Source organism: Pseudomonas cichorii (genome assembly GCF_019719005.1).
Taxonomy (GTDB): domain Bacteria; phylum Pseudomonadota; class Gammaproteobacteria; order Pseudomonadales; family Pseudomonadaceae; genus Aquipseudomonas; species Aquipseudomonas cichorii_E.
Map to the genome: position 1 here is coordinate 24644 of NZ_JAIGPJ010000017.1, position 26676 is coordinate 51319.

General features: G+C 58.3%; 24 protein-coding genes. 7 read left to right on the forward strand and 17 right to left on the reverse strand.

Annotated elements, in window-relative coordinates:
• Positions 1 to 32: 32 nt before the first annotated feature.
• The 8 genes from K5D32_RS14170 to ffh all read right to left on the reverse strand — a co-directional run bounded on the left by K5D32_RS14170 (position 33) and on the right by ffh (position 6927).
• A complete protein-coding gene (locus K5D32_RS14170) occupies positions 33 to 1337 on the reverse strand; it encodes a homoserine dehydrogenase (protein WP_221593789.1) in 1305 nt (434 codons plus the stop codon).
• 137 nt (positions 1338 to 1474) lie between these two features.
• Positions 1475 to 2215, reverse strand: a complete 741-nt coding sequence (gene dsbC, locus K5D32_RS14175) for a bifunctional protein-disulfide isomerase/oxidoreductase DsbC (RefSeq protein WP_221576718.1) — start codon at positions 2213 to 2215, stop codon at positions 1475 to 1477.
• 132 nt (positions 2216 to 2347) lie between these two features.
• Positions 2348 to 3244, reverse strand: coding sequence for a site-specific tyrosine recombinase XerD (xerD, locus tag K5D32_RS14180; protein WP_221576717.1), 897 nt, complete (start codon positions 3242 to 3244; stop codon positions 2348 to 2350).
• A 102-nt stretch (positions 3245 to 3346) separates the two neighbouring features.
• Positions 3347 to 3697 (reverse strand): 50S ribosomal protein L19, encoded by a 351-nt coding sequence (gene rplS / locus K5D32_RS14185; RefSeq protein ID WP_025258887.1) that lies wholly within the window; start codon positions 3695 to 3697, stop codon positions 3347 to 3349.
• 44 nt (positions 3698 to 3741) lie between these two features.
• Entirely contained in the window at positions 3742 to 4494 is a 753-nt protein-coding gene (gene trmD / locus K5D32_RS14190; protein ID WP_025258886.1) for a tRNA (guanosine(37)-N1)-methyltransferase TrmD, read from the reverse strand.
• Between the two features lie 5 nt (positions 4495 to 4499).
• Positions 4500 to 5039 carry a ribosome maturation factor RimM gene (gene rimM / locus K5D32_RS14195; protein ID WP_025258885.1) on the reverse strand — a complete coding sequence of 180 codons (540 nt, stop codon included), beginning with the start codon at positions 5037 to 5039 and terminating at the stop codon, positions 4500 to 4502.
• A gap of 5 nt (positions 5040 to 5044) precedes the next feature.
• Positions 5045 to 5302 carry a 30S ribosomal protein S16 gene (gene rpsP / locus K5D32_RS14200; protein ID WP_025258884.1) on the reverse strand — a complete coding sequence of 86 codons (258 nt, stop codon included), beginning with the start codon at positions 5300 to 5302 and terminating at the stop codon, positions 5045 to 5047.
• Between the two features lie 248 nt (positions 5303 to 5550).
• Entirely contained in the window at positions 5551 to 6927 is a 1377-nt protein-coding gene (gene ffh / locus K5D32_RS14205; protein WP_198729009.1) for a signal recognition particle protein, read from the reverse strand.
• A gap of 209 nt (positions 6928 to 7136) precedes the next feature.
• Here ffh and K5D32_RS14210 point away from each other — a divergent pair, with 209 nt between their 5' ends.
• From K5D32_RS14210 to K5D32_RS14220, 3 genes are all read left to right on the forward strand, one after another.
• Positions 7137 to 7949, forward strand: coding sequence for an inner membrane protein YpjD (locus K5D32_RS14210; RefSeq protein ID WP_025258882.1), 813 nt, complete (start codon positions 7137 to 7139; stop codon positions 7947 to 7949).
• 12 nt (positions 7950 to 7961) lie between these two features.
• Positions 7962 to 9206 (forward strand): transporter associated domain-containing protein, encoded by a 1245-nt coding sequence (locus tag K5D32_RS14215; RefSeq protein WP_221576716.1) that lies wholly within the window; start codon positions 7962 to 7964, stop codon positions 9204 to 9206.
• A gap of 286 nt (positions 9207 to 9492) precedes the next feature.
• On the forward strand, positions 9493 to 10803 hold the full coding sequence (locus K5D32_RS14220) for an MFS transporter (protein WP_221600684.1): 1311 nt from the start codon (positions 9493 to 9495) through the stop codon (positions 10801 to 10803).
• Positions 10804 to 10875: 72 nt separating this feature from the next.
• On the opposite strand, the gene purT is transcribed toward K5D32_RS14220, so the two are convergent.
• The 5 genes from purT to K5D32_RS14245 all read right to left on the reverse strand — a co-directional run bounded on the left by purT (position 10876) and on the right by K5D32_RS14245 (position 14223).
• Positions 10876 to 12057 carry a formate-dependent phosphoribosylglycinamide formyltransferase gene (purT, locus tag K5D32_RS14225; RefSeq protein WP_221600686.1) on the reverse strand — a complete coding sequence of 394 codons (1182 nt, stop codon included), beginning with the start codon at positions 12055 to 12057 and terminating at the stop codon, positions 10876 to 10878.
• Positions 12058 to 12159: 102 nt separating this feature from the next.
• The gene (locus K5D32_RS14230; RefSeq protein WP_221576714.1) at positions 12160 to 12627 is read right to left on the reverse strand and encodes a VUT family protein; all 468 of its coding nucleotides are present in this window, start codon (positions 12625 to 12627) and stop codon (positions 12160 to 12162) included.
• Positions 12628 to 12829: 202 nt separating this feature from the next.
• Positions 12830 to 13045 (reverse strand): DUF1289 domain-containing protein, encoded by a 216-nt coding sequence (locus K5D32_RS14235; RefSeq protein WP_221576713.1) that lies wholly within the window; start codon positions 13043 to 13045, stop codon positions 12830 to 12832.
• Complete coding sequence (locus K5D32_RS14240) at positions 13045 to 13569, reverse strand: gamma carbonic anhydrase family protein (protein ID WP_221576712.1); 525 nt, start codon at positions 13567 to 13569, stop codon at positions 13045 to 13047. The genes K5D32_RS14235 and K5D32_RS14240 overlap by 1 nt, the downstream gene beginning before the upstream one ends.
• A gap of 57 nt (positions 13570 to 13626) precedes the next feature.
• The gene (locus K5D32_RS14245; RefSeq protein ID WP_198729015.1) at positions 13627 to 14223 is read right to left on the reverse strand and encodes a CoA pyrophosphatase; all 597 of its coding nucleotides are present in this window, start codon (positions 14221 to 14223) and stop codon (positions 13627 to 13629) included.
• Positions 14224 to 14373: 150 nt separating this feature from the next.
• Between K5D32_RS14245 and K5D32_RS14250 the strand changes: the two genes are divergently transcribed.
• Together K5D32_RS14250 and K5D32_RS14255 are read left to right on the forward strand one after the other, a co-directional pair.
• Complete coding sequence (locus K5D32_RS14250; RefSeq protein ID WP_221576711.1) at positions 14374 to 14925, forward strand: NUDIX hydrolase; 552 nt, start codon at positions 14374 to 14376, stop codon at positions 14923 to 14925.
• 36 nt (positions 14926 to 14961) lie between these two features.
• Entirely contained in the window at positions 14962 to 15525 is a 564-nt protein-coding gene (locus tag K5D32_RS14255) for a murein L,D-transpeptidase family protein (protein ID WP_025258873.1), read from the forward strand.
• Positions 15526 to 15655: 130 nt separating this feature from the next.
• On the opposite strand, the gene K5D32_RS14260 is transcribed toward K5D32_RS14255, so the two are convergent.
• Positions 15656 to 15967: a YqfO family protein gene (locus K5D32_RS14260; RefSeq protein WP_221600688.1), complete on the reverse strand. Its 312-nt coding sequence runs from the start codon at positions 15965 to 15967 to the stop codon at positions 15656 to 15658.
• Between the two features lie 6 nt (positions 15968 to 15973).
• Complete coding sequence (gene purL, locus K5D32_RS14265; RefSeq protein WP_221600690.1) at positions 15974 to 19870, reverse strand: phosphoribosylformylglycinamidine synthase; 3897 nt, start codon at positions 19868 to 19870, stop codon at positions 15974 to 15976.
• A gap of 213 nt (positions 19871 to 20083) precedes the next feature.
• Between purL and mltF the strand changes: the two genes are divergently transcribed.
• Complete coding sequence (gene mltF / locus K5D32_RS14270) at positions 20084 to 21568, forward strand: membrane-bound lytic murein transglycosylase MltF (protein ID WP_221600692.1); 1485 nt, start codon at positions 20084 to 20086, stop codon at positions 21566 to 21568.
• A gap of 6 nt (positions 21569 to 21574) precedes the next feature.
• Here mltF and tadA read toward each other — a convergent pair whose 3' ends face one another.
• Entirely contained in the window at positions 21575 to 22063 is a 489-nt protein-coding gene (tadA, locus tag K5D32_RS14275) for a tRNA adenosine(34) deaminase TadA (RefSeq protein ID WP_221600694.1), read from the reverse strand.
• Complete coding sequence (locus K5D32_RS14280) at positions 22063 to 23436, reverse strand: multicopper oxidase family protein (protein WP_025258868.1); 1374 nt, start codon at positions 23434 to 23436, stop codon at positions 22063 to 22065. Before K5D32_RS14280 ends, tadA begins: the two co-directional genes overlap by 1 nt.
• 177 nt (positions 23437 to 23613) lie before the next feature.
• Between K5D32_RS14280 and K5D32_RS14285 the strand changes: the two genes are divergently transcribed.
• The gene (locus tag K5D32_RS14285) at positions 23614 to 26508 is read left to right on the forward strand and encodes a membrane-targeted effector domain-containing toxin (protein WP_221600696.1); all 2895 of its coding nucleotides are present in this window, start codon (positions 23614 to 23616) and stop codon (positions 26506 to 26508) included.
• Positions 26509 to 26676 lie beyond the last annotated feature (168 nt).

The window sequence follows — 26676 nt, forward strand, 5'->3', positions numbered from 1 at the left end:
CAGCTTGCCGCTTACAACTTGCAGCTAATCAATTAACTGAGATGTTCGACACGAATCCGCACAACAGGCCCCACCACATCCTGCAAGGCTTCAAGCGCCGTGATCGCATCGTTCATGCGCTGCTCGCGTACGCGGTGCGTCAGCAGAATCATTGGCACCAGGCCGTCCTGCTCTTCGACTTCTTTCTGCATGATCGATTCAATATTGATGCCGCGCTCGGACAGTATGCTTGCAACCTGCGCCAGGACGCCCGGATGATCCTTGGCCTGGATGCGCAGGTAATAAGCACTCTCGCACTCTTCGATCGGCAGGATCGGGTGAGCGGACAGCGAATCGGGCTGGAACGCCAGGTGAGGTACGCGATTTTCAGGGTCGGACGTCATGGCACGCACGACGTCCACCAGATCCGCCACCACGGAAGAAGCCGTTGGCTCCATGCCGGCGCCAGCACCGTAGAACAGGGTCGAACCCGAAGCATCGCCATTGACCATGACTGCGTTCATCACACCATTGACGTTGGCAATCAGACGATCGGCCGGGATCAGCGTCGGGTGTACACGCAACTCGATACCCTGATCCGTACTGCGGGCAACGCCCAGGTGCTTGATGCGATAGCCCAGGGCTTCGGCGTAGTTCACGTCGGCAGTGGTCAGTCTGGTGATGCCTTCGGTGTAGGCCTTGTCGAACTGCAACGGGATACCGAAGGCAATGGAAGCCAGAATCGTCAGCTTGTGGGCTGCGTCGATGCCTTCCACGTCGAAGGTCGGATCGGCTTCGGCGTAACCCAGTGCCTGGGCTTCAGCCAGGACGTCCGGGAAAGTACGGCCTTTCTCGCGCATTTCGGTGAGGATGAAGTTACCGGTGCCGTTGATGATCCCGGCAACCCAGTTGATACGGTTTGCCGACAGGCCTTCACGGATGGCCTTGATGACCGGAATACCGCCCGCAACAGCGGCTTCGAAGGCCACGATCACACCCTTTTCACGAGCCTTGGCGAAGATTTCATTGCCATGTACCGCGATGAGCGCCTTGTTGGCAGTAACCACGTGTTTGCCGTTTGCGATGGCTTTGAGCACCAGCTCACGGGCGACGGTGTAGCCACCGATCAGCTCGACGACGATATCGATTTCAGGATTTTCCGCCACGGCGAATACGTCGCTGGTGGTGGGTGTACCGGTAATCTGGCAGTTGGGGTTTGGTGTACGAACCGCAATTTGCGCAACTTCGATTCCACGCCCGGCACGGCGGGCAATCTCCTCGGCGTTACGCTGAAGTACGTTAAAGGTACCGCCACCGACAGTACCCAGCCCACAGATGCCTACTTTGACCGGTTTCACTGATGAACTCCCCGAAAAACGGCCGCCCCGAAGTCGGCCGTGGAAAACAGCCGCATGTCACCATGCGACTCCAATTTTTTAGCGGGGTGACGCCAAGGCGTCACCCCATGCCCATTGGGCATCCTGACGATGCAGGATTATTTGGCGCCCAGCGCCAGCTTGGCGACCTGAGCAGCGGGCTGATAGCCCGGAATCAACTGACCGTCTGCCAGAACAATGGCCGGTGTACCGTTCACACCAATCGACTGACCCATTGCAAACTGTTTGCTCACCGGGTTCTCGCACTTCGGCGCCTTGATGTCCTTGCCATCGACCATGCGGTCCATGGCTTCCTTACGATCCCTGGAGCACCAGACCGCCTGCAGTTGCTGGTCGCCCGGCGAGCCCAGACCCTGACGCGGGAAAGCCAGGTAGCGAACCTCGATTCCCATCTTGTTCAACTGACCCACTTCCTCATGCAGCTTGTGGCAATAAGGGCAGGTGGTGTCGGTGAAAACGGTGATGTGCGACTTGGTTTCGCCAATGGCCGGATAAACCACCATCTCGGCGGCTGGAACGCCATTGATGGTCTTCGAGATCGCCTGACGCTCGGTCTTCTCGGTCAGGTTGACCGGCTTGCCGTCCTGGATCTGGAACAGGTAACCCTGCACCACGAACTGGCCGTCGGCACTGGCATAAAGAACGCGGCCGCCCTTGAGCTTGACTTCATAGAGGCCATTGAGCGGGCTGGCTGCAATGCTTTCTACAGGCAGCTCCAGTTGAAGCGAGTCCAGCGTCTTGCGAATGGCTTGATCGGGTACTGCATCAGCCACGGCAAAGGCACTGAAAGAGCCGGCCAGGGCAACAATGGCGGCAGCAAAAATATGAGGCAAGCGCATGAAAACTCCTATAACGGCGGACAGACCGGCGGCGCTGAAAAACACTGACGCCGACTTCAGTCTGTGAAACCGCCAAAGCCTATCACATAAGGCCTGTAACACCGACCCGGACAAACACAACTTAACTCAGGATCAGCCCCGTGGATGGTGCCTGGCATGCATCTCTTGCAAACGAGCCCGGGCAACATGGGTATAAATCTGTGTCGTGGACAGATCACTGTGCCCCAGCAACATCTGGACGACCCGCAAGTCGGCACCATGATTGAGCAAATGAGTGGCAAAGGCATGACGCAAGGTATGGGGCGACAGTGACTTGCTGATACCCGCGACCGCTGCCTGATGCTTGATGCGATGCCAGAAGGTCTGCCGCGTCATTTGCTCACCACGCAGGCTGGGAAACAGGACATCACTGGGACGTCCGCCCAGCAGTTCGTCACGAGCACCGCGCATGTACCGCTCGACCCAGACAATAGCCTCTTCTCCCATGGGCACCAACCTTTCCTTACTGCCCTTGCCCATGATTCTCAGGACACCCTGACGCAGATTGACCTGCTCCAGAGTCAGACTGATGAGTTCAGTGACCCGCAGGCCACAGGCATAAAGCACCTCCAGCATCGCCCGGTCACGCTCACCGATCGGCTCGCTCAGATCAGGCGCCGCCAGCAGGGCTTCCACATCGGCTTCGGACAGGGATTTGGGCAGTGGCTTGCCCAGTTGCGGCATATCGATCAGCAAGGTCGGATCGACAGCGATCAGCCGCTCGCGCAGCAGGTAGCGATAGAAACCACGGGCTCCGGACAGAAAGCGGGCCGTCGAACGGGGCTTGTAACCCTGATCCATTCGCCAGGACAGGTGATCGAGAATCACATCACGTCCGGCTTCGATCAGATCAACGCTGCGCTCCTGCAGCCAGCCATTGAACAGGGCCAGATCACTGCGATAAGAGTCACGGGTATTATCGGACAAACCTTTTTCCAGCCAGAGCGCATCCAGAAAACGGTCGATCAGTGGGTGGTCGATAGCAGACATTTTCACTCGTAAGCCGTGTGGCGACAGATGAGTTGCATGATTAAACGACAGACAACAAAAAAGCAGCCCGAAGGCTGCTTTTTTATGCATCGAAAGACTGTATCAGGACAGTTTTTCTTTGATGCGAGCTGCTTTACCGGACAGGTCACGCAGGTAGTACAGTTTGGCCTTGCGAACGTCGCCGCGACGTTTCACAGCCAGGCTGTCGATTTGCGGGCTGTAGGTCTGGAAAGTACGCTCAACGCCAACACCGTTGGAGATTTTACGAACAGTGAAAGCACTGTTCACGCCACGGTTACGCTTGGCAATTACAACGCCTTCGAACGCTTGCAGACGTGCGCGGTCGCCTTCCTTCACTTTCACCTGAACGACAATAGTGTCGCCTGGGGCAAAGGTAGGGATCTCTTTGGTCATCTGCTCTGCTTCGAGGGCAAGAATGATTTTGTTAGTCATGCTGGTGCTCCTAAGGTAATCCGTCTGGATCGACCATCGATACGTTAACTATCGTCCCGCTCGCGGATGTATTCCGCCAGCAGCTTCTTCTCTTCTCCAGAAAGCGAGCGGCTTTCCAGAAGATCGGCGCGTCGTTCATAGGTCCGCCCAAGGGACTGCTGTAAACGCCAACGCCGGATGTGCGCGTGATTGCCACTTAGCAACACGTCGGGAACACGCTGATCCGCATACACCTCAGGTCGGGTGTAATGCGGGCAATCCAGCAGACCGTCCGTGAAGGAATCTTCCTCCGCGGAGTCCACATGCCCTAAAGCTCCAGGCAGCAGTCGCGTAACCGCGTCGATCAGCACCATTGCCGGTAGCTCGCCACCGGACAATACATAGTCGCCAATCGACCACTCTTCATCGACATGAGCATCAATAAAACGCTCGTCAATGCCTTCATAACGACCGGCGATGAGGATAATCGCTTCCTCCTGCGCCAGTTCGCGCACCGCAGACTGATTCAGCTTGCGGCCTTGTGGCGACAGGTAAATTACCTTCGCCGCATCCCCTGCAGCCTGCCTGGCCTGAACCAGAGCATCCTCAAGAGGCTTGATCTTCATCACCATGCCCGGACCACCGCCAAATGGGCGATCATCCACAGTGTGATGACGATCAGTGGTGTAGTCCCGCGGATTCCAACAAGTGAGCTGCAAGAGCCCCTGTTTCACCGCACGGCTGGTAATGCCGTATTCGCTGATGGCGGAAAACATCTCCGGGAACAAACTGATGACTTCTATGCGTAGGCTAGCCATGGCATTCAGAAGTCCGCATCCCAATCCACCTTCATCTCGCCGGCGTCAAGGTCGATTGCCAGCACGCATTGCTCCGTATAGGGCAACAGACGCTCGCGATCATCCAGACTGCCCGCGCAGGGCTTGACCACCATTACATCGTTCGAGCCGGTTTCAAGCAGGTGATCGATCTTGCCGAGCAATTGCCCGAGCGTGTCGATGACCTTCAGGCCTTCAAGCTGGTACCAGTAGTACTCGCCATCGTCCAGATCAGGGAACAGGCTACGCTGCACGCAGATTTCGCAACCGGACAGAAGACGAGCTTCGTCGCGATCATCGAGACCCTTGAGCTTTGCGACCAGGAACTTGCCTTGCAAGCGTCCGCTGACCAGCTCGACCTGTTTTTCCACCCGCCCTTCGCGCCGCAGCGTCCAGGTCGTGTAGTCCAGCAGGTTATCAATCGGATCCGTAAAGGAATAAACCTTCACTTCGCCGCGAACGCCATGAACCGAGAAAATCTTGCCTATGACGATCAGATCGTCGGCAGATGCAGGCGTCGCATTCATAGGTTTCAGGCCGCGGCCTTGGCCTTGTTGTGCTCTTTGATCAACTGGGCAACGCGCTCGGAAGTCTGAGCGCCAACGCCCAGCCAGTAGTTCAGGCGTTCTTCGTTGACGGACAGACGAACTTCCTGACCACGAGCAATCGGGTTGAAGAAACCGATTTGTTCTTTGTGGGAACCGTCACGAGCGTTGCGGCTGTCGGTTACGGTCAGGTGGTAAAACGGGCGCTTTTTGGAGCCGCCAAGGGCAAGACGGATGGTTAGCATTGAACATCGTTCCTGTAGTCGGTGCTGCAAATCTAAGATGCACAGCGGGCATGGGTGCCCGAAAGGCCGCATATTCTAAGGAATATCCCGACTTTTGCAAATGACTTTTTCCGGCGCAGGCCGGCGTGCCATCCAGATTTGCAATGAAACTGTCGTGAGACAGCAGGTTGAGTCCCGCATGACGCGGGATTGCTGGAGGCCAGGCCTCCAGAATTGAATGCGCGCAAAGCCTCTTGCGCGCGACGCAATCACATTTTTGGCATGCCGCCGCCAGGGAACATTCCACCCATGCCGCGCATCATTTTTGCCATACCGCCCTTGGCGGAGAATTTCTTCATCATCTTCTGCATCTGCTTGTGCTGCTTGATCAGACGCCCGATGTCCTGAACCTGAGTACCCGAACCGATGGCGATACGGCGCTTGCGCGAACCGCTGATCAGGTCCGGGTCACGACGCTCGGCCGGCGTCATCGAGTTGATGATGGCTTCCATCTGCTTGAACTGCTTCTCGGCCACGCCCTGGGCATTGCCCATCTGAGAAATGTTCATGCCACCGATGCTGGGCAGTTTGTCCATGAGGCCGCCGAGGCCGCCCATGTTCTTCATCTGTTGCAGCTGATCGCGGAAGTCTTCGAGGTCGAAGCCCTTGCCCTTCTTGAGCTTCTTGGCCAGCTTGTCGGCTTTCTCTTTATCCAGAGTCTGCTCGGCCTGCTCGATAAGGCTGAGGACGTCGCCCATGCCGAGAATTCGCGACGCGATACGATCCGGGTGGAACGGCTCCAGAGCTTCGCTCTTCTCGCCCATACCGATGAACTTGATCGGCTTGCCGGTAATCGCACGCACCGACAATGCAGCACCGCCACGAGCATCGCCATCGACCTTGGTGAGAACCACACCGGTCAGCGGCAGCGCATCGCCGAACGCCTTGGCGGTGTTGGCCGCATCCTGACCGGTCATGGCATCGACCACGAACAGGGTTTCTGCCGGTTTTACCTCGGCATGCAACGCCTGGATCTCGGTCATCATCTCGGCATCGACGTGCAGTCGACCGGCGGTGTCGACGATCACGACATCGATGAACTTGAGCTTGGCTTCGCGAATGGCAGCCTGGGCAATGTCCACAGGCTTCTGGCTGATATCGGAAGCGAAGAAGGTCACGCCGATATCGTTGGCCAGTGTTTCAAGCTGCTTGATGGCCGCAGGACGATAGACGTCCACCGACACGACCATCACGGTTTTCTTCTTGCGCTCTTTAAGGAAGCGAGCAAGTTTGCCAGCAGTGGTGGTTTTACCCGCACCCTGCAGACCGGCCATCAACACGACCGCCGGAGGCGTTACGTTGAGCACCAGGTCTTCGTTGGCCGCGCCCATCAGGCTTTCGAGTTCGGCCTGAACGATCTTCACGAACGCCTGACCCGGTGTCAGGCTGCGCGACACCTCGGTGCCGACGGCACGTTCCTTGACACTATTGACGAAGTCCTTGACCACCGGCAGGGCGACATCGGCTTCGAGCAAAGCCATGCGCACTTCGCGCAGGGTATCTTTGATGTTGTCCTCGGTCAGCTTGGCCTTGCCAGTTACGTGGCGCAGCGTCTGCGAGAGGCGGTCGGTAAGGTTTTCAAACATGCGCGATCCTTTCAGGCTCTGGTCGAACCCCGGTTGATGCGGCCCGGCCCGCAATGAAATGGCGCTCGGCGAGCCTTCGGCTTGAGCAGGTCGCGGATTATAGCGAAGACTCTGCGGAACTGACACCACGCAGACTGCTTATGTAGTCTTTCGTGAAATGTCGGTTCTATGCCAAACTCAGCGTCTTTCGGGCTCGTCCTTCAGGATCTATGTTCCCTCTAACACCCAGTCTGCTTTCAAGCCTCGCCGCCGCAAGCCTCTATGCCGCTGCGACCGTCTATCAGGGCGTACGCCTGAATCAGACCGCCAAACCCGACAAGCGGCTGCTTGTACTGCTCGGCACCCTGGCCGTCATTGCCCATGCCATCGGCCTTTATTCCCAACTGATGCGCCCGGCAGGCCTGGGTCTGGACTTCTTCAACTCCGCCAGTCTGATCGCCGTGTCAGTCATCGCCCTGACCCTGATCGCCACCACGCGAATTCCCGTGGAAAACCTGCTGGTGCTGCTGTTCCCGCTGGGCATGATCACCGCCCTGCTGGCCCAATACGCCCCGAGCGGCACCGTGCAGCCGATCATTGAAGAGCCGGGCATTCTCAGCCACATCCTGCTTTCCATCCTGGCGTACGGCATGTTCACCATCGCAGTCTTCCAGGCGCTGCTGTTGCTGCTGCAGGATCACCAGCTCAAGAACAAGCATCCTTCAGGGCTGATCAAGAACTTCCCGCCACTGCAAACCATGGAAAGCCTGCTGTTCGGCTTCCTCTGGGCCGGCTGGACCCTGCTGTCGCTGTCGCTGATTTCCGGCTGGGTGTTCGTCGAGAACCTGTTTGCCCAGCATCTGGTACACAAGACCCTGCTCGCCTGTCTGGCCTGGGTGGTGTTCAGCGTTCTGCTGTGGGGCCGCAACCGTCTCGGCTGGCGCGGGCACAAAGCCATTCGCTGGACTCTGGGCGGCTTCTGCCTGCTGATGCTGGCCTACTTCGGCAGCAAGCTGGTACGCGAATTCATTCTGCATATCTGACGGGCGTCGATCATGGATAATCTGCCCCTCGGCCCACTTCTGGGTGTGCTGACCCTGTTGATGCTCTGGTCCGGTCTGCTGACCGCAGTCGAGACCGCTCATCATCTGCTCAAGACCTTGCGCGTCGGCAAGCGCCCCAACGAAGCCGCGGCCTTCCCCGAACTGGCTTTCGAGCTCAACAGCCTGATCCTGAGCAATACGCTGATCAAGACCCTGATCACCGTCATCGCCACACTGGTTGCCGTCAATAGCTGGCTATATAACGGCCCGACTATCGCGTGGCTCGTCACCGCCGCAGCCATGCTGGTCTTTGCCGAACTGATCCCGCGTCGTCTTGCTGCCCGCTACCCTGTCGCCACGCTGTTGCTGGGCAACGGGACACTGCGCATTCCGATGAAGATCGTCTGGCCGCTGGCCTGCGTTTTCAGCGCGGTTGCCAAATACCTGTTGCGCATTTTCGGCGTTCGCAAGGTGGCAGGCCTGGATCATGACCTGGATGATACCTCCCAGAAATCCGGTCATGACGGTGTACAGGAACATCATCCACGGGCCAATGTGCTGTCGGGAATCCACGCCCTGGACAGCATCACGGTCAATGACATTCTGATACCACGCAACGAAGTGGACGGCGTCAACCTCGACGACCCCATCGAGCAGATCATCGAACGCCTGATCATTTCCCGACACACCCGCCTGCCGGTCTATCACAACGACATCAATCAGGTTCAGGGTGTCCTCAACACCCGCCAGATCAGCCACCTGCTGCCCAGGGCCGAGCTGACCAAGGAACAATTACTGGCTGTCTGCTACGAACCTTACTTCGTGCCCGAAAGCACGCCACTGCAGTTGCAACTGCTGAACTTCCACAAGCAACAGCGTCGGCTCGGCGTGGTGGTGGACGAATATGGCGAAGTGCTCGGCATCGTCAGCCTGGAAGACATTCTCGAAGAGATCGTCGGCGAATTCGAGAACGAGCAGAGCCTCAACAATCCCCACGTCACCCGGCAGGCGGACGGCCGCCTTGAAGTGGAAGGCGCGGCCTCGATTCGCGACCTGAACAAGAGCCTCGGCTGGCACCTGCCTTCAGACGGCCCCAAGACCCTGAACGGTCTGGTCACCGAAGCCTTGGAAACCATCCCCGAAGGCCCGGTCTGCCTGAAAATCGGCCCTTACCGGCTGGAAATCCTGGAAACCGAGGACAATCGCGTGAAGCGGGTCCTGATGTGGCAGAACGCTCCGACTCTGGTTTTCAAGTAAACATCCAACTAGATGTTGCTACTTGTTTCGAGAGTAAAGCCCTTCCTATAATCGCTTCGCTTACCCAGCCAGCCGTCACGCGTGCTACCCGCACCCAGCGCAGACGGCCAGTCATTCAGCCTGAACGACTCGTACCTTTCATGACACGCTCCCATCCACGAGCGCTGCCATTGCCCTCCAGCCCAACCGGGCCAATCTGCTCAGCGCTGCGCCCACAATCACAAGAATGAACATTTGCCGCTGCGAGCCACGCGTCGCAGGCAAGATGACTGTCAGGGATATCCGCATGACCAGCACCGCTACCCTCAGCGAAAACGACGACACCCAAACACCTCCCACCAACTCGCCAACCCGCGTTGCCACTGCCAGCTTCATTGGCACCGCCATCGAGTTCTACGACTTTTACGTCTACGCCACAGCTGCGGCCCTGGTGATCGGCCCGGTGTTCTTTCCGCAGACCTCCGGCACCGCACAGATGCTGTCGTCATTTCTGACCTTCGGCATCGCCTTCCTCGCCCGCCCGCTGGGATCGGCACTGTTCGGCCATTTCGGTGACCGTATCGGACGCAAGTCGACGCTGGTCGCCTCATTGCTGCTGATGGGTGTCTGCACCACCTTGATTGGCGTGCTGCCCGGCTACGCGACCATCGGAGCATGGGCACCGATCATTCTCTGCCTGCTGCGCTTCGGCCAGGGCCTGGGGCTTGGCGGCGAATGGGGTGGCGCCGCGCTGCTGGCGACTGAAAATGCGCCCAAAGGCAAACGAGCCTGGTTCGGCATGTTCCCGCAACTAGGCCCATCCATTGGTTTTCTGGCAGCCAACGGCCTGTTTCTGGCATTGGCGCTGACACTCAGCGACGAGCAATTCCGCTCGTGGGGTTGGCGGATTCCCTTTCTGCTCAGCGCCGCGCTGGTCATGGTCGGTTTGTATGTGCGCCTGAAACTGGAAGAAACGCCGGTCTTCGCCAAAGCCATTGCACGCCATGAACGGGTCAGGATGCCGATCGTGGAAACCTTCAGCCAGCACTGGAAACCGATGCTGCTGGGTGCCGCCTCAATGGTCGTGTGCTATGCACTGTTTTATATCTCGACGGTCTTCTCCCTGAGTTATGGGGTGTCGACACTGGGCTATAGCCGGGAAACCTTTCTGGGCCTGCTGTGCTTTGCAGTGCTGTTCATGGCGGCGGCCACGCCTCTGTCGGCCTGGGCAAGCGATCGCTTCGGGCGCAAGCCGGTGCTGATTGTCGGTGGCGTACTGGCGATTATCTCGGGCTTTCTCATGGAACCGCTGCTCACCCACGGCACAACCTGGGGCGTTGCGCTGTTCCTGTGTATCGAGCTGTTCCTGATGGGCGTGACCTTCGCCCCCATGGGCGCACTGTTGCCGGAACTGTTCCCGACCCAGGTGCGTTACACCGGCGCATCGGCAGCCTATAACCTGGGCGGCATCGTCGGCGCATCCGTTGCACCGTTCTTTGCACAGAAACTGGTGGCAATGGGCGGTTTGAGCTGGGTTGGCGGGTATGTGTCGGCAGCAGCATTGATCAGCCTGCTGGCTGTGCTGTGCCTGAAAGAGACGAGAGACAGAGAACTCTGAAGATCGCCGGTAGGAGCGAATTCATTCGCGAAAAATGGCTTCGCGAATGAGTTCGCTCCTACGCGGGGCTACTTACAAAATGACGTTTACCGCCGCCGAAGCACGGGTCGCCTTGGCGCGTGCGGCTTCGATGGACTCATCACGGGCCAGGGCTACGCCCATGCGGCGCTGGCCGTTGACTTCAGGCTTGCCGAACAGACGCAGTGCGGTATCTGGCTCAGCCAGTGCAGCACCCAGGTTGGCGAAAGCGGTTTGCGTGGACTGGCCTTCAACCAGAATCACCGACGAGGCCGATGGCCCGAACTGACGGATCAACGGTACAGGCAGGCCCAGAATGGCGCGGGCATGCAGTGCGAACTGGGACAGGTCCTGGGAAATCAGGGTTACCAGACCAGTGTCATGCGGGCGCGGCGACACTTCGCTGAACCACACCTGATCGCCCTTGATGAACAGCTCGACACCAAAGATGCCACGCCCACCCAACGCCTCGGTCACCGCCTTGGCAACACGCTCGGACTCAGCCAGTGCAACCGGGCTCATGGCCTGTGGCTGCCAGGATTCCTGATAGTCGCCCTTCTCCTGGCGATGACCAACCGGCGCACAGAACGTGGTGCCGCCCACATGACGCACGGTCAGCAGCGTGATTTCGTAGTCGAAATCGATAAAGCCTTCAACGATCACGCGACCCTTGCCGGCACGACCGCCTTCCTGCGCGTAGTCCCAGGCTTTCTGAATGTCATCGGCAGTCTTGAGCAGGCTCTGCCCCTTGCCCGACGAACTCATGACCGGCTTGACCACACAGGGGAAACCCAGGTCCAGGACCGCCTTGCTGTAGTCCTCGAAGGTATCGGCAAAGTGATACGGCGACGTCGGCAGCTTGAGTTCTTCGGCAGCCAGGCGACGAATGCCTTCACGGTTCATGGTCAGCTGTGCAGCACGGGCTGTCGGGATGACGGTAAAACCTTCGGACTCCAGCTCGACCAGCGTGGACGTGGCGATGGCTTCGATTTCCGGAACGATGAAGTGCGGCTTCTCGGCCTCGACCACTGCACGCAGTGCGGCACCGTCCAGCATATTGATCACGTGGCTGCGATGAGCGACCTGCATGGCTGGCGCATCGGCATAACGGTCAACAGCGATCACTTCGACGCCCAGGCGTTGCAGCTCGATCACTACTTCCTTACCCAGCTCGCCACTGCCGCAGAACAATACGCGAGTCGCGGTAGGCGACAGTGGAGTTCCGATTTGAGTCATCTCAGGTCCTCGTGAAGCAGATATCGATGGCAGCCCGCCGTATGCGAGCGACCGCTTTGAAGAAAGGCGCGCAATTTACCACGAAGCCCTGCAAATAGGGGCTCAACCCGGACAAGCGTTCTTGCGGATACGCCAAGCCATGATCAGCCAGACAGCCGTCACGCCCGCGAACTTGGAGCCCAGTGCTGTCAGCAATACTGGCGCTGTCAGAGCGTCGATCATGCCGAAGAAGATAAAGGTGTCCAGCGGAATACTCAGCGCAGAGCTGATCCACAGACGGTCATGCAACGGGCGCTTGGTGATGCTGAACACCAGCCAGTCGATGCACTCGGAAATGGCAAAGGCCGTGGCGCTGGCCAGTGCAATGGCAGGCTCGCTAGTCACGTAAGACAGCAGCAGCGCCACCAGCATGGCGAGAATCGCGCCATGGCCGAAACGGGTCTGCACCATATCGCGCAGCACAAACACCAGCCCGCCCCAGGCCGACCAGATGATGTCCAGATGCGGAGCGGTGGAAAAGGCGAAGTTGATCAGCACGACACTGCTGATGTACGCGATCAGGAAAAGCATGGAAAAAGATGTCTTGGGAAAAACGGGAAGCAATGGTAGCAGAATGAGAGATTCTGATTGGCGACCGGTAGGAGCGAATTCATTCGCGAGAGGCCCGTACGCTCAAAGAAAATCTATCGCCTTCAATGACGTCTCGCGACTGAAGTCGCTCCTACGAAGTAATGCCGATCGGTTCAGGTCCCACAAAGTGAGGGATTTTTATTCAGTCGCGAACAACAGACCAAAGCACCCCACTCGCCTTGGCCCGCTCATGGCACAACCCCAGCACCGCACGCCGCTCGTCATTGCTCATGCGGCTCCAGCCGGTGATCTCGGCAACCGTTCGCTGGCAGCCGGTACAGATATCGTCTTCGTCCAGCGCACAGATGCTGACGCAGGGCGAACGGACGGGTTTTTCTGTAATCGGTTCAGTGCTCATCAATCTTCCTGCACAGCCAGGTCGCGGGCGTAACGCTGGGCATTGTGGACATAATGCGCAGCGCCGGCTTCAAGCATTTTCTTCTGCACGTCGGTGAGCTCGCGTACCACCTTGCCCGGCGAGCCCATCACCAGAGAGCCATCGGGGATGACCTTGCCTTCGCCGATCAGCGAATTGGCGCCGATGATGCAGTATTTGCCGATCTTTGCACCGTTGAGAATCACGGAGTTGATGCCGATCAGGCTGTAATCGTCGACGCTGCAACCATGCAGCATGACGTTGTGGCCAATGGTGACGCCTTTGCCGATGTTCAGCGGCGACCCCATATCGGTGTGCATCACCGTGCCATCCTGCACGTTGCTGTTCTCGCCGATATGAATCAGTTCGTTATCGCCACGCAGCACGGCGTTGAACCAGACGCTCGCCCCGGCCTCCAGCTTGACCTTGCCGATCAGGACCGCATTGGGCGCGACCCAGCTTTGTGGATCGGTCTGGACACGGGAGTCTCCCAGGCGATATTTCATGGTGTTTCCTCAGGCTGATGACCGCACTCACGGGTGCAGTTCGTTATGAATGACGGCTCAGGTGGTGGAACGCTCGGGCGGATGGTGCAGGCTGATTTTCGCGTCATACAACACATTCACCAGCTCGACGATCATGATCGCCGTGAGCCCCCAGATCTTGTATCCGCCATAACGATAGCTGGGTACGTACCAACTGCGACCGTCATAATCGATCCGGTGCGTGTGCTCCCGCGTGTCCTGGCGGAAGAACTCCAGCGGTACGCTGAACACAGCAGCGATTTCGGCATCATTGGGGCGGTATTCGACAAAATCGGGGATCACGCCGACATAAGGTGTGACCTTGATGCCATGTTTGGAGATCAGCGGGCTCAGAGGGCCAACAATCTCGACAAGACCGGGCGGCAGGCCGATTTCTTCCTCCGCCTCGCGCAGGGCCGTGAATACCAGATCGGGATCTTCCGGATCGCGTCGCCCGCCCGGAAACGCCACCTCCCCGCCGTGGGTGGAAAGCCCGCTGGCACGCAAGGTCAGGATCAACTCGGGCTCGTCACTGCGGGTGACCGGCACCAACACCGCCGCCTCGGGGAAACGTCGATCCGACTCAAGAATATCTGGCGTATGACTGCTGACACGCAGAAGTAGCTCATCCAGCATGGGAAATCTCGATCTGTTGCACTCTTGGCATCATGCACCAAAGCGACGAACTGCCCAACCCCTTGCAGGACGGTCATACAATCGCGAAACTTGCAGATCCGCCCTGCCGCAAGCCAGGATAGCATCTGCTTTAACGGATCGAACGAACCCATGAAATTCTGCAGCCAGTGCGGTAACCCGGTCATCTTGCGCATTCCCGAAGGCGATAGCCGCCTGCGCCATGTATGCGAGCATTGCCACACCATCCATTATCAGAACCCGAATATCGTGGCCGGCTGCCTTGTGACACAAGGTGAAAAGGTCTTGCTGTGCCGCCGCGCCATCGAACCGCGCCTGGGTTTCTGGACCTTGCCTGCCGGTTTCATGGAGAACGGCGAAACCATCGAGCAGGCGGCGCGACGCGAAACCATCGAGGAAGCCTGCGCCACGCTGACCGACCTGCATCTGTATGCGCTGATCGACGTGCCGCACATCAATCAGGTGCATGTGTTCTACCGCGCCGAACTGGCCACTCCAGAATTCGCCGCCGGAGTCGAAAGCCTTGAGGTGCAATTATTCGACGAAGCCGACATTCCATGGCAGGACCTGGCTTTCATGACAGTCAGCCGTACCCTAGAATACTTCTTCGCGGACAGACGCCAGCAGGTTTACCCGGTACACACCAGCGCCCTGCCAGCTTCGCGCCCGATCCAGGACACATAAACAATCCGGCACTCAGGTGCCTTCAGGGATACCGCAATGCGTTGGCTGTTCGCTTTCTTCTGCATGTCGTTCGTTCCGCTGTCGCAGGCGGCCTTTACCCAGACCATCGTGCCCAAGGGCAGCGAACAGAAAATCATCGACCACAAGGTCATCAATACCCAAAGCCTGGCTGACAAGAAAATCGACAAGGTGCTGGTACTCAAATCCGCACGTCAGTTGCAACTGATCAGCGGCGGCGAAGCGTTGAAGACTTACCGGATTTCCCTGGGCAGAAACCCCAAGGGCACCAAGCTGCAGGAAGGCGACCAGCGCACACCGGAAGGTTTCTACTGGATCGACTGGCGCAAGCCCAGTAACAACTACAACCTGTCGATGCACATTTCCTACCCGAACATTTCAGATGCGGCACGCGCACGCCGTGAAGGCGTCAAGCCGGGCAGCATGATCATGTTGCATGGCACGCCTGTGGATGAAGAGTATCCGGAGTGGTATTTCCATACCCTGGACTGGACCAATGGCTGCATCGCGTTGAAGAACAACGATATGCGCGAGGTCTGGGATCTGGTGAAGGACGGCACGATGATTGAAATTCGGCCGTAACCCTACAGGTCAGGTAGGAGCGAATTCATTCGCGAAGCGGTATTAACCGGCAATTTATGTGTTGTTTGAAATACCGCTTCGCGAATGAATTCGCTCCCACAGCATTTTAAAAATCTTTTTACAGGTATTTCTAGAACGCTTCCAGCCGCCACACTTCATAAGCGGGCGTTTCGTACGGATGGCTCTGCTTGAGAGCCATCACTGCCTGATGAATAGACTCATCGGCCACGACCATCTCGACTTTCCATTCCTCGACCGTCTCGACCACGCCACCCTGCCCGATAAATGGCTGACTGCCATCCAGCGGGCGGAACTGGCCCTGGCCAAGCACTTGCCATGAGCAGTGATCGTAAGCACCGATTCGCCCTGCATCAGCGGCGAATACGGCGTTCTTGACCTGCTCCACATGGCTTGCGGGCACGAAGAAGGCAAGCTTGTACATCGGGGTTTAGTTAACCCAGACGCGAGCGTTGCGGAACATACGCATCCAGGCGCCGTCTTCGTTCCACTCTTCCGGACGCCAGGAGTTCTGCACGGCACGGAATACACGCTCAGGGTGCGGCATCATGATGGTGACGCGACCGTCGCGGGTGGTCATGCCGCCAATACCGCGCGGCGAGCCGTTCGGGTTGGCCGGATAGGTTTCGGTCACCTTGCCATGGTTGTCCACATAACGCAGCGCAACGGTGCCGGAGATATCGGCTTCGAGCAGGGCGTCATCGTGGGCGAACTCGGCATGACCTTCACCGTGAGCGATGGCGATCGGCATACGCGAACCGGCCATGCCTTGCAGGAAGATCGATGGCGACTCCTGGATCTGAACCATGGCGACACGCGCTTCGAACTGCTCGGAACGGTTACGCACGAAGTGCGGCCAGAACTCGCTGCCCGGAATCAGCTCGTGCAGGTTGGACAACATCTGGCAACCGTTGCACACACCCAGGGTGAAGCTGTCGGTACGTTCGAAGAAGCCCTGGAACGCATCGCGGGCACGGCTGTTGAACAGCGCCGACTTGGCCCAGCCTTCACCGGCACCCAGTACGTCGCCGTAGGAGAAGCCGCCGCAGGCAACCATGCCTTTGAAGTCGTTCAGGTCGACACGACCGGCCAGGATGTCGCTCATGTGCACGTCGATGGCATTGAAACCGGCGCGATCGAACGCAGCCGCCATTTCGACCTGACCGTTGACGCCCTGCTCGCGCAGAACCGCAACCTGAGGACGAACGCCTTTCTTGATGTAGGGCGCAGCGATGTCATCGTTGACGTCGAAGCCCAGCTTCACGGTCAGGCCAGGGTTGTCTTCTTCCAGCAGTGCATCGAATTCCTGATCGGCGCATTCGGCGTTATCACGCAGACGCTGGATCTGGTAGCTGGTTTCGGACCACTGACGTTGCAGCAGACGGCGCTGGCCGGTGAATACCGACTCGCCCGCGAAGCTGATGACCACTTCATCGTTGTTCACCGGCTTGCCGATGACCGATACGCAGTCTTCCAGACCGGCAGCGCTGAACTGAGCCAGCACCAGCGGCGTTGCATCCTGACGAACCTGGATGACAGCACCCAGCTCTTCGTTGAACAGGATCGCAGCCAGTTCGGCCGAGGTTTCAGCCAGGCTGTCGAGGTACAGGTTCAGACCGCAATGACCGGCGAACGCCATTTCCAGCACGGTGGTCAGCAGGCCACCATCGGAACGGTCGTGGTAAGCCAGCAGGTGGCCATCAGCATTCAGACCCTGGATAACAGCGAAGAAGGCCTTGAGGTCTTCAGCGTCATCGACGTCCGGCGCCGAGCTGCCGAGCTTGCCGTAAACCTGGGCAAGAATCGAAGCGCCCATGCGGTTCTGGCCACGACCCAGGTCGATCAGGATCAGGTCGGTTTCGCCCTTGTCCATGCGCAGCTCTGGAGTGAGGGTCTTGCGGATATCGCTGACAGGCGCGAAACCGGTCACGATCAGCGACAGCGGCGAGGTCACGCTCTTCTCAGTGCCCTCATCGCTCCAGCGGGTTTTCATGGACATGGAGTCCTTGCCCACCGGAATGGTCAGGCCTAGCTCAGGGCACAGTTCCATGCCCACAGCCTTGACGGTGTCGTACAGACGCGCGTCTTCACCCGGGTGGCCGGCAGCCGACATCCAGTTGGCCGACAGTTTGATGTCGGACAGCTTTTCAATACGCGAAGCGGCAATGTTGGTGAGGGTTTCACCAATGGCCATGCGACCGGAAGCCGGGGCGTCCAGCAGCGCCAGCGGAGTACGCTCGCCCATTGCCATGGCTTCGCCAGTGTTGACGTCGAAGCTGGTGGCCGTCACGGCGCAGTCAGCCACTGGCACTTGCCATGGACCGACCATCTGATCGCGAGCGACCAGACCGGTGATGCTGCGATCGCCAATGGTGATCAGGAAATTCTTGCTGGCTACCGCCGGGTGACGCAGAACACGCTCCACGCTCTCGTCGATGCTCAGCGTGCCCGGATCGAAATCGTCGCCCAGTTCAGCTTCACGCGCTACTGAACGGTGCATACGCGGGGCCTTGCCCAGCAGCACTTCCAGCGGCATGTCCACCGGGTTGTTGCCGAAATGGCTGTCGGTAACGGTCAGTTGAGGCTCGGCAGTGGCTTCGCCAACGACTGCGAACGGACAACGCTCACGCTCGCAGATCGCCTTGAAACGCTCGAAATCTTCGGCGGAAACAGCCAGAACGTAACGTTCCTGAGACTCGTTGCTCCAGATTTCCAGCGGGGCCATGCCCGGCTCGTCGTTAGGCACGTTACGAAGCTCGAAACGACCGCCACGGCCGCCATCGTTGACCAGCTCCGGGAAGGCGTTGGACAGACCGCCCGCACCTACGTCGTGGATGAAGCTGATCGGGTTCTTGTCACCCAGTTGCCAGCAACGGTCGATGACTTCCTGGCAACGACGCTCCATTTCAGGGTTTTCACGCTGAACGGAAGCGAAATCCAGATCGGCGGAACTGGTGCCGGTAGCCATGGAGGAAGCGGCGCCGCCGCCCAGACCGATCAGCATGGCCGGGCCACCCAACACGATCAGTTTGGCGCCGACCGTGATTTCGCCCTTCTGGACGTGATCTTCGCGGATGTTGCCCATACCGCCAGCCAGCATGATCGGCTTGTGGTAACCGCGAACTTCGTCACCGTGAGGCGTGGTGATCGACTGCTCGAAGGTACGGAAGTAACCGGTCAGGGCCGGACGACCGAATTCGTTGTTGAACGCCGCGCCACCCAGCGGGCCTTCAATCATGATGTCCAGCGCGGTCACGATGCGCTCGGGCTTGCCGTAAGGCACTTCCCATGGCTGCACGAAACCGGGGATCTGCAGGTTCGATACGGTGAAACCGGTCAGGCCGGCCTTTGGCTTGGCACCACGACCGGTTGCACCTTCGTCGCGAATCTCGCCGCCGGAACCGGTGGATGCGCCGGGGAACGGAGCAATCGCAGTCGGGTGGTTGTGAGTCTCGACCTTCATCAGGATGTGAACAGGCTCCTGCACCGCGCCGTACTGGCGGGTTTCAGGGTCCGGGAAGAAACGACCGGCAACATTACCGACGATCACCGAAGCGTTGTCCTTGTAAGCGGACAGAACGCCTTCGCTGTGCATCTGGTAGGTGTTCTTGATCATGCCGAACAGGCTTTTTTCCTGGCTTTCGCCGTCGATATCCCAACTGGCGTTGAAGATCTTGTGACGGCAGTGCTCGGAGTTGGCCTGGGCGAACATCATCAGTTCGATGTCGTGAGGGTTGCGCCCCAGACCATTGAAGCTGGTGACCAGATAATCGATTTCGTCTTCAGCCAGGGCCAGGCCCAGGTCGACGTTGGCTTTTTCCAGTGCTGCGCGACCGCCACCGAGGATATCCACGGCAGTCAGCGGCTTGGGTTCGGCATGGCTGAACAGACCGGCGGCCTGCTCGTGGTTGCCCAGAACCAGTTGGGTCATGCGGTCATGCAGGCTGTCGGCAATGGCCTGAGCCTCGATATCGCTGAACTGGCCTTCTACATAGAAGGCGATACCGCGCTCCAGGCGCTGGATCTTTGCCAGGCCACAGTTACGGGCAATATCGCTGGCCTTGCTCGACCACGGCGAAATCGTGCCGAAACGTGGCAGCACCAGGAACAGACGACCGTTCGGCTCTTGAACCGGCACACTCGGGCCGTATTTCAGAAGGCGGTCGAGAACCTGCTGCTCTTCACTGGACAGAGCGCCAGTGATTTCAGCGAAGTGAGCGAATTCAGCGTACAAGCCACTGACAGCTGAAACTTTTTGTTTCAGTTGTTCTAGTAATTTGCTGTGGCGGAAGGCAGAAAGGGCAGGAGCACCGCGCAGGATCAACATCTTCGGGACAGCCTCGGGAAGGGGGTGTGCTTTGAGGCCACGCATTCTAGCCTAAACCGACCCTTTGAGCACCCAAAACGGCGACAAGGAATACGCCCGAATGTCGTTTCTTTGCAGAAAACACCTTCTTTTTTGCCAAAAAGCCATCGCCTATCAGACGCGAGCCTTGCTGTCGAGATATGGCGGCACCGGTGCTTTGCGTATACTGCACCGATGTTCTCCCTAGCAGATTTCCGCCCTCGTTGCGCCAAATGGCTCGTCGCAACCGGACTCTTCCTGATGCTCAGCGCCTGTGTGGATAAACCCAGCACACTGGAGCGAGTCAAGGAGGATGGCGTCCTGCGCGTTGTAACCCGTAACAGCCCCGCCACTTATTTCCAGGATCGTAACGGTGAAACCGGCTTCGAGTACGAGCTGGTCAAGCGTTTTGCCGAGGATCTGGGGGTAGAACTCAAGATCGAAACGGCCGATAACCTCGACGATCTGTTCGAGCAGATCAACAAGCCAGGCGGCCCGGTTCTGGCGGCTGCCGGCCTGATCGACACCCAGGAGCGCAAGCAGCAGGCGCGCTTCTCTCATCCGTACCTTGAAGTCACACCCCAGGTGGTCTACCGCAACGGCCAGTCACGACCGACCGACGCCGGCGATCTGACGGGCAAGCGCATCATGGTGCTCAAGGGCAGCAGCCATGCCGAACAACTGGCAGCCCTCAAGGCCCAGAACCCCGGCCTTGAATATGAAGAATCGGATGCAGTGGAAGTGGTCGACCTGCTTCGCATGGTCGATGAAGGCCAGATCGACCTGACGCTGGTGGACTCCAACGAACTGGCCATGAACCAGGTCTACTTCCCCAACGTGCGCGTAGCCTTTGATCTGGGCGAAGCCCGGGAACAGCGCTGGGCCGTGGCGCCGGGTGAAGACAACAGCCTGCTGAACGAAATCAACGCCTACCTGGACAAGGTTGAAAAGAACGGCACCCTGCAACGACTCAAGGACCGCTACTACGGCCACGTCGATGTATTGGGCTATGTGGGTGCCTACACCTTTGCCCAGCACCTGCAGGAACGCCTGCCCAAATACGAAAAACACTTCCAGGCCTCGGCCAGGAAGGAACAGGTCGACTGGAGGCTGCTGGCCGCCATTGGTTATCAGGAATCCCTGTGGCAGCCCACCGTCACCTCCAAGACCGGGGTTCGTGGCCTGATGATGCTGACCCAGAACACCGCGCAAGCCATGGGCGTTACCAACCGGCTCGATGCCAAGCAAAGCATTCAGGGCGGAGCCAAGTACTTTGCCTACGTAAAGGATCAACTGGACGAGCAGATACAAGAGCCAGATCGCACCTGGCTGGCGCTCGCATCCTACAACGTTGGCAGCGGCCATCTGGAAGATGCCCGCAAACTGGCCGAAAACGAGGGGCTGGACCCCAACAAGTGGCTGGACGTCAAAAAGATGCTGCCCCGCCTCTCCCAGAAGAAGTGGTACAGCAAGACCCGCTATGGCTATGCCCGAGGCGGTGAGCCGGTGCATTTCGTCGCCAACATTCGTCGTTATTACGACATTCTGACGTGGGTGACGCAACCACAGCTGGAAGGCAATCAGGTGGCTGAAGGCAATCTGCACGTCCCTGCCGTAGACAAGACCAAACCCGCCTCAACGCCACAACCGGATGCCCCCCAGGAAAACCCGGCACTCTGAACAGGCTCAAGCCTTGCTGGCAGCCCGACGCATCCTGAAAAACTCGCTCAACATCGTCCCGCACTCCTCCCCCAGCACTCCCCCCTCGAACAGCACGCGATGGTTGAGAAACCCCTGAGTGAAAAACTGCCCCTGGCTCTGCACAATCCCGGCCTTGGGCTCCAGCGCGCCAAAAACCACGCGCGCCACACGAGAATGCACGATCAGGCCCGCGCACATGCTGCAGGGCTCCAGCGTCACGTACAGCGTACTGCCCGGCAGACGATAGTTGCTCACCGCCCTGGCCGCATCGCGAATGGCGACCATTTCGGCATGGGCACTGGGATCGCTGCCACTGATCGGGCAGTTGTAACCGCGTCCGATGATCTGGCCATCCTGCACCAGCACAGCGCCCACCGGCACTTCGCCCAGTAGCGCGCCCTGTGCGGCCAGTGCCAGCGCTTCGCGCATGAAGTCCTGATCGCGACTGCGATCGATGATTTGCGGCTGACGCATCAAGAAACCTCTATTGCTGCCATGAGCCCGGTTTCCATGTGATCGATCACATGGCAGTGGAACATCCACACGCCGGGATTATCCGCGACCAAAGCCACCCGCGCCCGCTCATTTCGGCCCAGCAGAAAGGTATCGGTGAAATACGGAATGATCTTGCGCCGATTGGAGCCGATCACCTTGAAACTCATGCCATGCAAATGGATCGGGTGCTGGTACTGAGTCATGTTCTTCAGCTCGAAGATGTAACTCTTGCCCAACTGCAATTTGGCGATGGGCCGGTCTGCACAGGTCTTGTCGGTGATATCCCAAGCCTCGCCATTGATCTGCCAGAGGCTTGGCGGCTTGCCATTGTCGGTGTTGACCGACATGGAGCCGACCCACTCGAAGTTGAAATTGATCTTTTCGGCATTCTCCAGATCCGGTTCAGGGATCGGATTGGGCGGCAAGGCGGCTGGCCATTGGCCCGGCGCGTCGTTATTGGCCACAGAACGGAAAGTACCCAGACGCACCGGCCCATTGCGCAGCGAGATTTCCTCACCGGCAGGCGGCGCCTTGATTGCCAGACAGATGCGCATTCCCGGCCCGAGCCAGTAATCTTCGCCCATCGGACGCGGTTCTATCGGGTTGCCATCCAGTGCATAGATCATCGCCTCGGCATCGGGCAGGTTGAGGCGGTATGTCCAGGTGTTGTCCAGATTGAGCAAACGCACCCGCGTGATCTGCCCGGCAGGCAAATCGATCACGCCCAAGGGAACGCCATTGATGGTCTGCAAGCGCCCGGCCGTCCCTTCACGGGCCGCCTCGCGGGTCACGCTGAAATCAGTGAATGCGCCCTGCTCGTCCACATGCCAGCTTTTCAGGCTGACCGTACGTTCATGCAGGAAACCCGTGGGCTCACGCTCTTCGACAATCAGCGGCCCCACCAGCCCGCGCCCCAGTTCTTCACTGCTGCTTACATGGGGGTGATACCAGAAACTGCCCGCGTCGGTGACCCGAAACTTGTAGTCGAAATACTCGCCCGGCTTGACCGGCAGTTGCGAAACGTAAGGCACGCCGTCCATTTCCAGCGGCAAACGGATGCCATGCCAGTGAATGGTGGTTTCCACCGGCAACTGATTGATAAAGCGCAACCGCAGCCATTCACCCTGACGCACCCGCAACTCGGTGCCCGGCGCAGAGCCGCCGAACGCCCAGGCCGGTGTCTTGTAACCGGGCACCAGTTCGACATCCAGCGGCGCAGCAATCAGTTCGAAGTCATGCCCTTCGCCCGGCCCGCTGCGCCCCAGCCAGTAACGCGATGCACCACCTGCGCCCAGACCCACTACGGCAAGACCGGCCAGACCTCCGAGAATTTGTCGACGGGTAAAGGACATAAGGGCAAACACCTCAAGAACGACTGCGGGATGCACCTGAGAGCAGATGCGAGGGGCGAATACGATACACCTGCATTTGGGGAAAGATAAGGGCGGCAATACTGCACTAACTATTTAGCGCTCCTGCTGTGACGATTGGCGAGACGCTTGGAGGATTCCATATACGAGGTGAATCCTGTGAGCCTGAACAACAATTCAACAACCGCACCGCCCTTTTCCCAAGACCAGATGGAACTGAAAACCATCGCTCGGCGGGTGGCCGAAAGCTGTCCGGACATGCGCCAGCAGGCCCTGGAAACAGCCAGGAATATCCTGCGCAAACATACCGGCCTGACGATTTCTCCAGACACCGTCTACTGGCACCGCTTCACCACAGCGGTGAGCAGCCATGTCACCTTCAGTGGCTGGCAGCATTACGGTTCGCCAATCGAGTCAATGACCCTGCCCCAACTGATCCTGCATCGATTCAATGCAGAGGATCAGGACTATGCAGATGAACTGCAGACCATGAGCGGCTTTTACACAGCAGGGCCGCAGGCCGACACCTACGATGAACACACTGAAGTGAAAATGCTTGTTTCAGATGTCATGAGCGATTTGTGGGCTATGGATTTCAGCTCGCAGTACAAGGCAAGACTTGCCAGTTTCTGGCAAAACTGCGCAGAGGACTTTCGTACCCTCAGCAAAGCCAACTTCCTGTCCAAGGCTCTGGAAGATCGACACAACGGCCATCTCTCTGCTCAGGACTTCCAGTGGATCACTCAAGCGGTCGCGGGCAATGTTCATGCGCCGATTCAGTTGTCGATGCTGAGCGCTACAACCCGTGCGCCTGCCGGAGTACGCGTCACGGCCTTTGATATCGGCGGTCATGAAGCCAGCGATATCCTGCGCATCGTGACGCCCCGAGGCCGACAAATTATCTATATCCCCGGGGAAATCACCCCCTTTCATGTTTTTGATACAGAGCCGCAATTGAAAGCCTGGCTGGTCAGAGAAACAACCAACGTCGGCGACCGGGCGCGATTGCTCTCGCATTTCCCGCTTTCAATGCGCAGCGAAATCAACAGCGACGTGGGCCTCAACCATCTGATGGATCTACTGCCCGCTGGCAGCCCTGCATTGATCAATCAAAATGACCGCGATCTGGGCATGGATGCATTCACCTGGCTTCGGGACAGCGCACATAACCGCATGAACGCCGATGCCAATCTGTCCATGCGCTCCAATGCGGACCTGCGAAAGCAGATGTGGATCGGCTATCTCAATGCGTTTTCCCATGTCCTGGGCCCACTGGCGGCCATTGACTGGCCTGTTGCACTGGCTGTGGTGGGTGCAGGGCTGGCGGATATGGGCCTGAATATCGATCAGGCGGTCAACGGCCATACCACCGCCGAGCGCAAGGCAGGCGTCATCGGGGCAATCACCAGTGGAGTGGACGTGCTGTTCAATAGCCTCTTCCTGATCAGCGGCTTTCCAGAAGCAGAACCCCCGGTTATCGAACACGAAGCAACGCTGCCAGTTGCGTCTGACGTCGAGCCCGGTATCGGTCCTGCGATCACTGAAGCTTCAGAAGTCATACCGCAAGAGACTTCGCAACTGCTCGAGCACTTCAAGACCACCGTAAAACTCGTCGGTGCTCCCGTGGCACCAAGTGGCCGGATGCAGGGTATTTATCAATTGATTGACGGCAGCACCTACGTTTCGATCAAGGGCGAGGCTTACCGCGTTCGCTTCGTCAACGAGATGAACGGCTGGGCCATTATCGATCCGAACAATCCTTTCTCGTTCTACCGTAACGTCCCGATACGCATCAATGCCGCCGGCCAGTGGGAAACCGTCGATGCCCAAGGCCTCAGAGGTGGCGGACCAGTGGCATCAAGCCTGAAACTCTCACACATCAATTATCCACTCAGAGCCAGCCCCTACGACGTACCCGAAAGCATGAAGCCGGACCTCCTGATTGCGGCCAATGGCGGAGAACGCAGGGTCTTGCAAGGCGACTGGGTCAGAAGTCATTCATTTACAGACCCTTATATTGATTTCAGGGCAATCAGAGAACGATTACGTACGGATGCATTCCAGTTCTTCAAGCAGACAAGATTGCCCGCAAGGCCTGAGATGCCACCCCTTGAAGCCACCGACACCTGTAAATCCACACTGCAGAAGATCTTTGCCAATGCTCCCGGCCTGGTGATCGGGGAAAGCCACGCCGAGTCAGGCAGCAAGAAATTCCTGATCGACAACATGCGCCTGTTGAGCAAACTCAATGTCAGAACGCTGTATATGGAGCATCTGCTTAACGACTTCCATTTGCAGGACCTGAAAACCTTTGCCAGATCGGGCCGCATGCCGAGCAATCTGAAAACCTACCTGAAGAGCCTCGACGCAGGCCACCATACCGATCCCATGGGGCAGTACACCTTTCTCGAAGTGGTGAATGCCGCCAATGCAAACAACATCCGGATTCAGCCCATAGACTGCATGGCCAGCTATCGAATTGTCGGCATGAATGACCCCGATGGGCTGTTGCGTATCAAAATGATGAACTACTTCGCCCACACCACCCTCCAGGCCGATGCACCGAGCCTTGGCCCTAAAGGCAAATGGCTGGCGCTGGTCGGCAATGCCCACACCAATACTTATGAAGGCGTCCCCGGCCTCAGTGAACTGGAAGGTGCCATAGGCCTGAGAGCCGAGGACGTCAGCCTGGGTCAACCTGAAGGCTTTTCGATTGACCCCGGACAAATCATGAATGGCGAAATCGGCAGACTCCCCACTTTCGTCAAAAGCGACTTCAGACTGCAGACGGCCATCAACAAGGTGTATCCACGGCCGACGATAGAAAATCGTCTGATAATGCCCGGAATGTTCGTCATCAATAAAAGTGCAGCCAGTCCGCTATTGATTCACCGCTCCTCGGACGGCGCTATCGTGCGAACCACCATCAAGACCAGCCGCGGCAAATTCTTCATCGAACGCCCCAGATGGCAGGCAATCAGTGGCCGCCGCTTTGACAACCTGGGGCAACTGATCAATGCGCTGAAATTGATGGGGATGAAGGATGTGACCTGAAAGACCCTGAGGTAAATGCACAAAGGGCGGATAGAACGCTGAGGGTTACATCCGCTCTTTTGGAGCTGCCATGACTCAATCCTGATCGCCATCCATCATCTCTGTCGGCTGGAAATGCACTTTGACACCGAGCCTCAACACAAACGATTCTCGTTTGTGATATTTTCC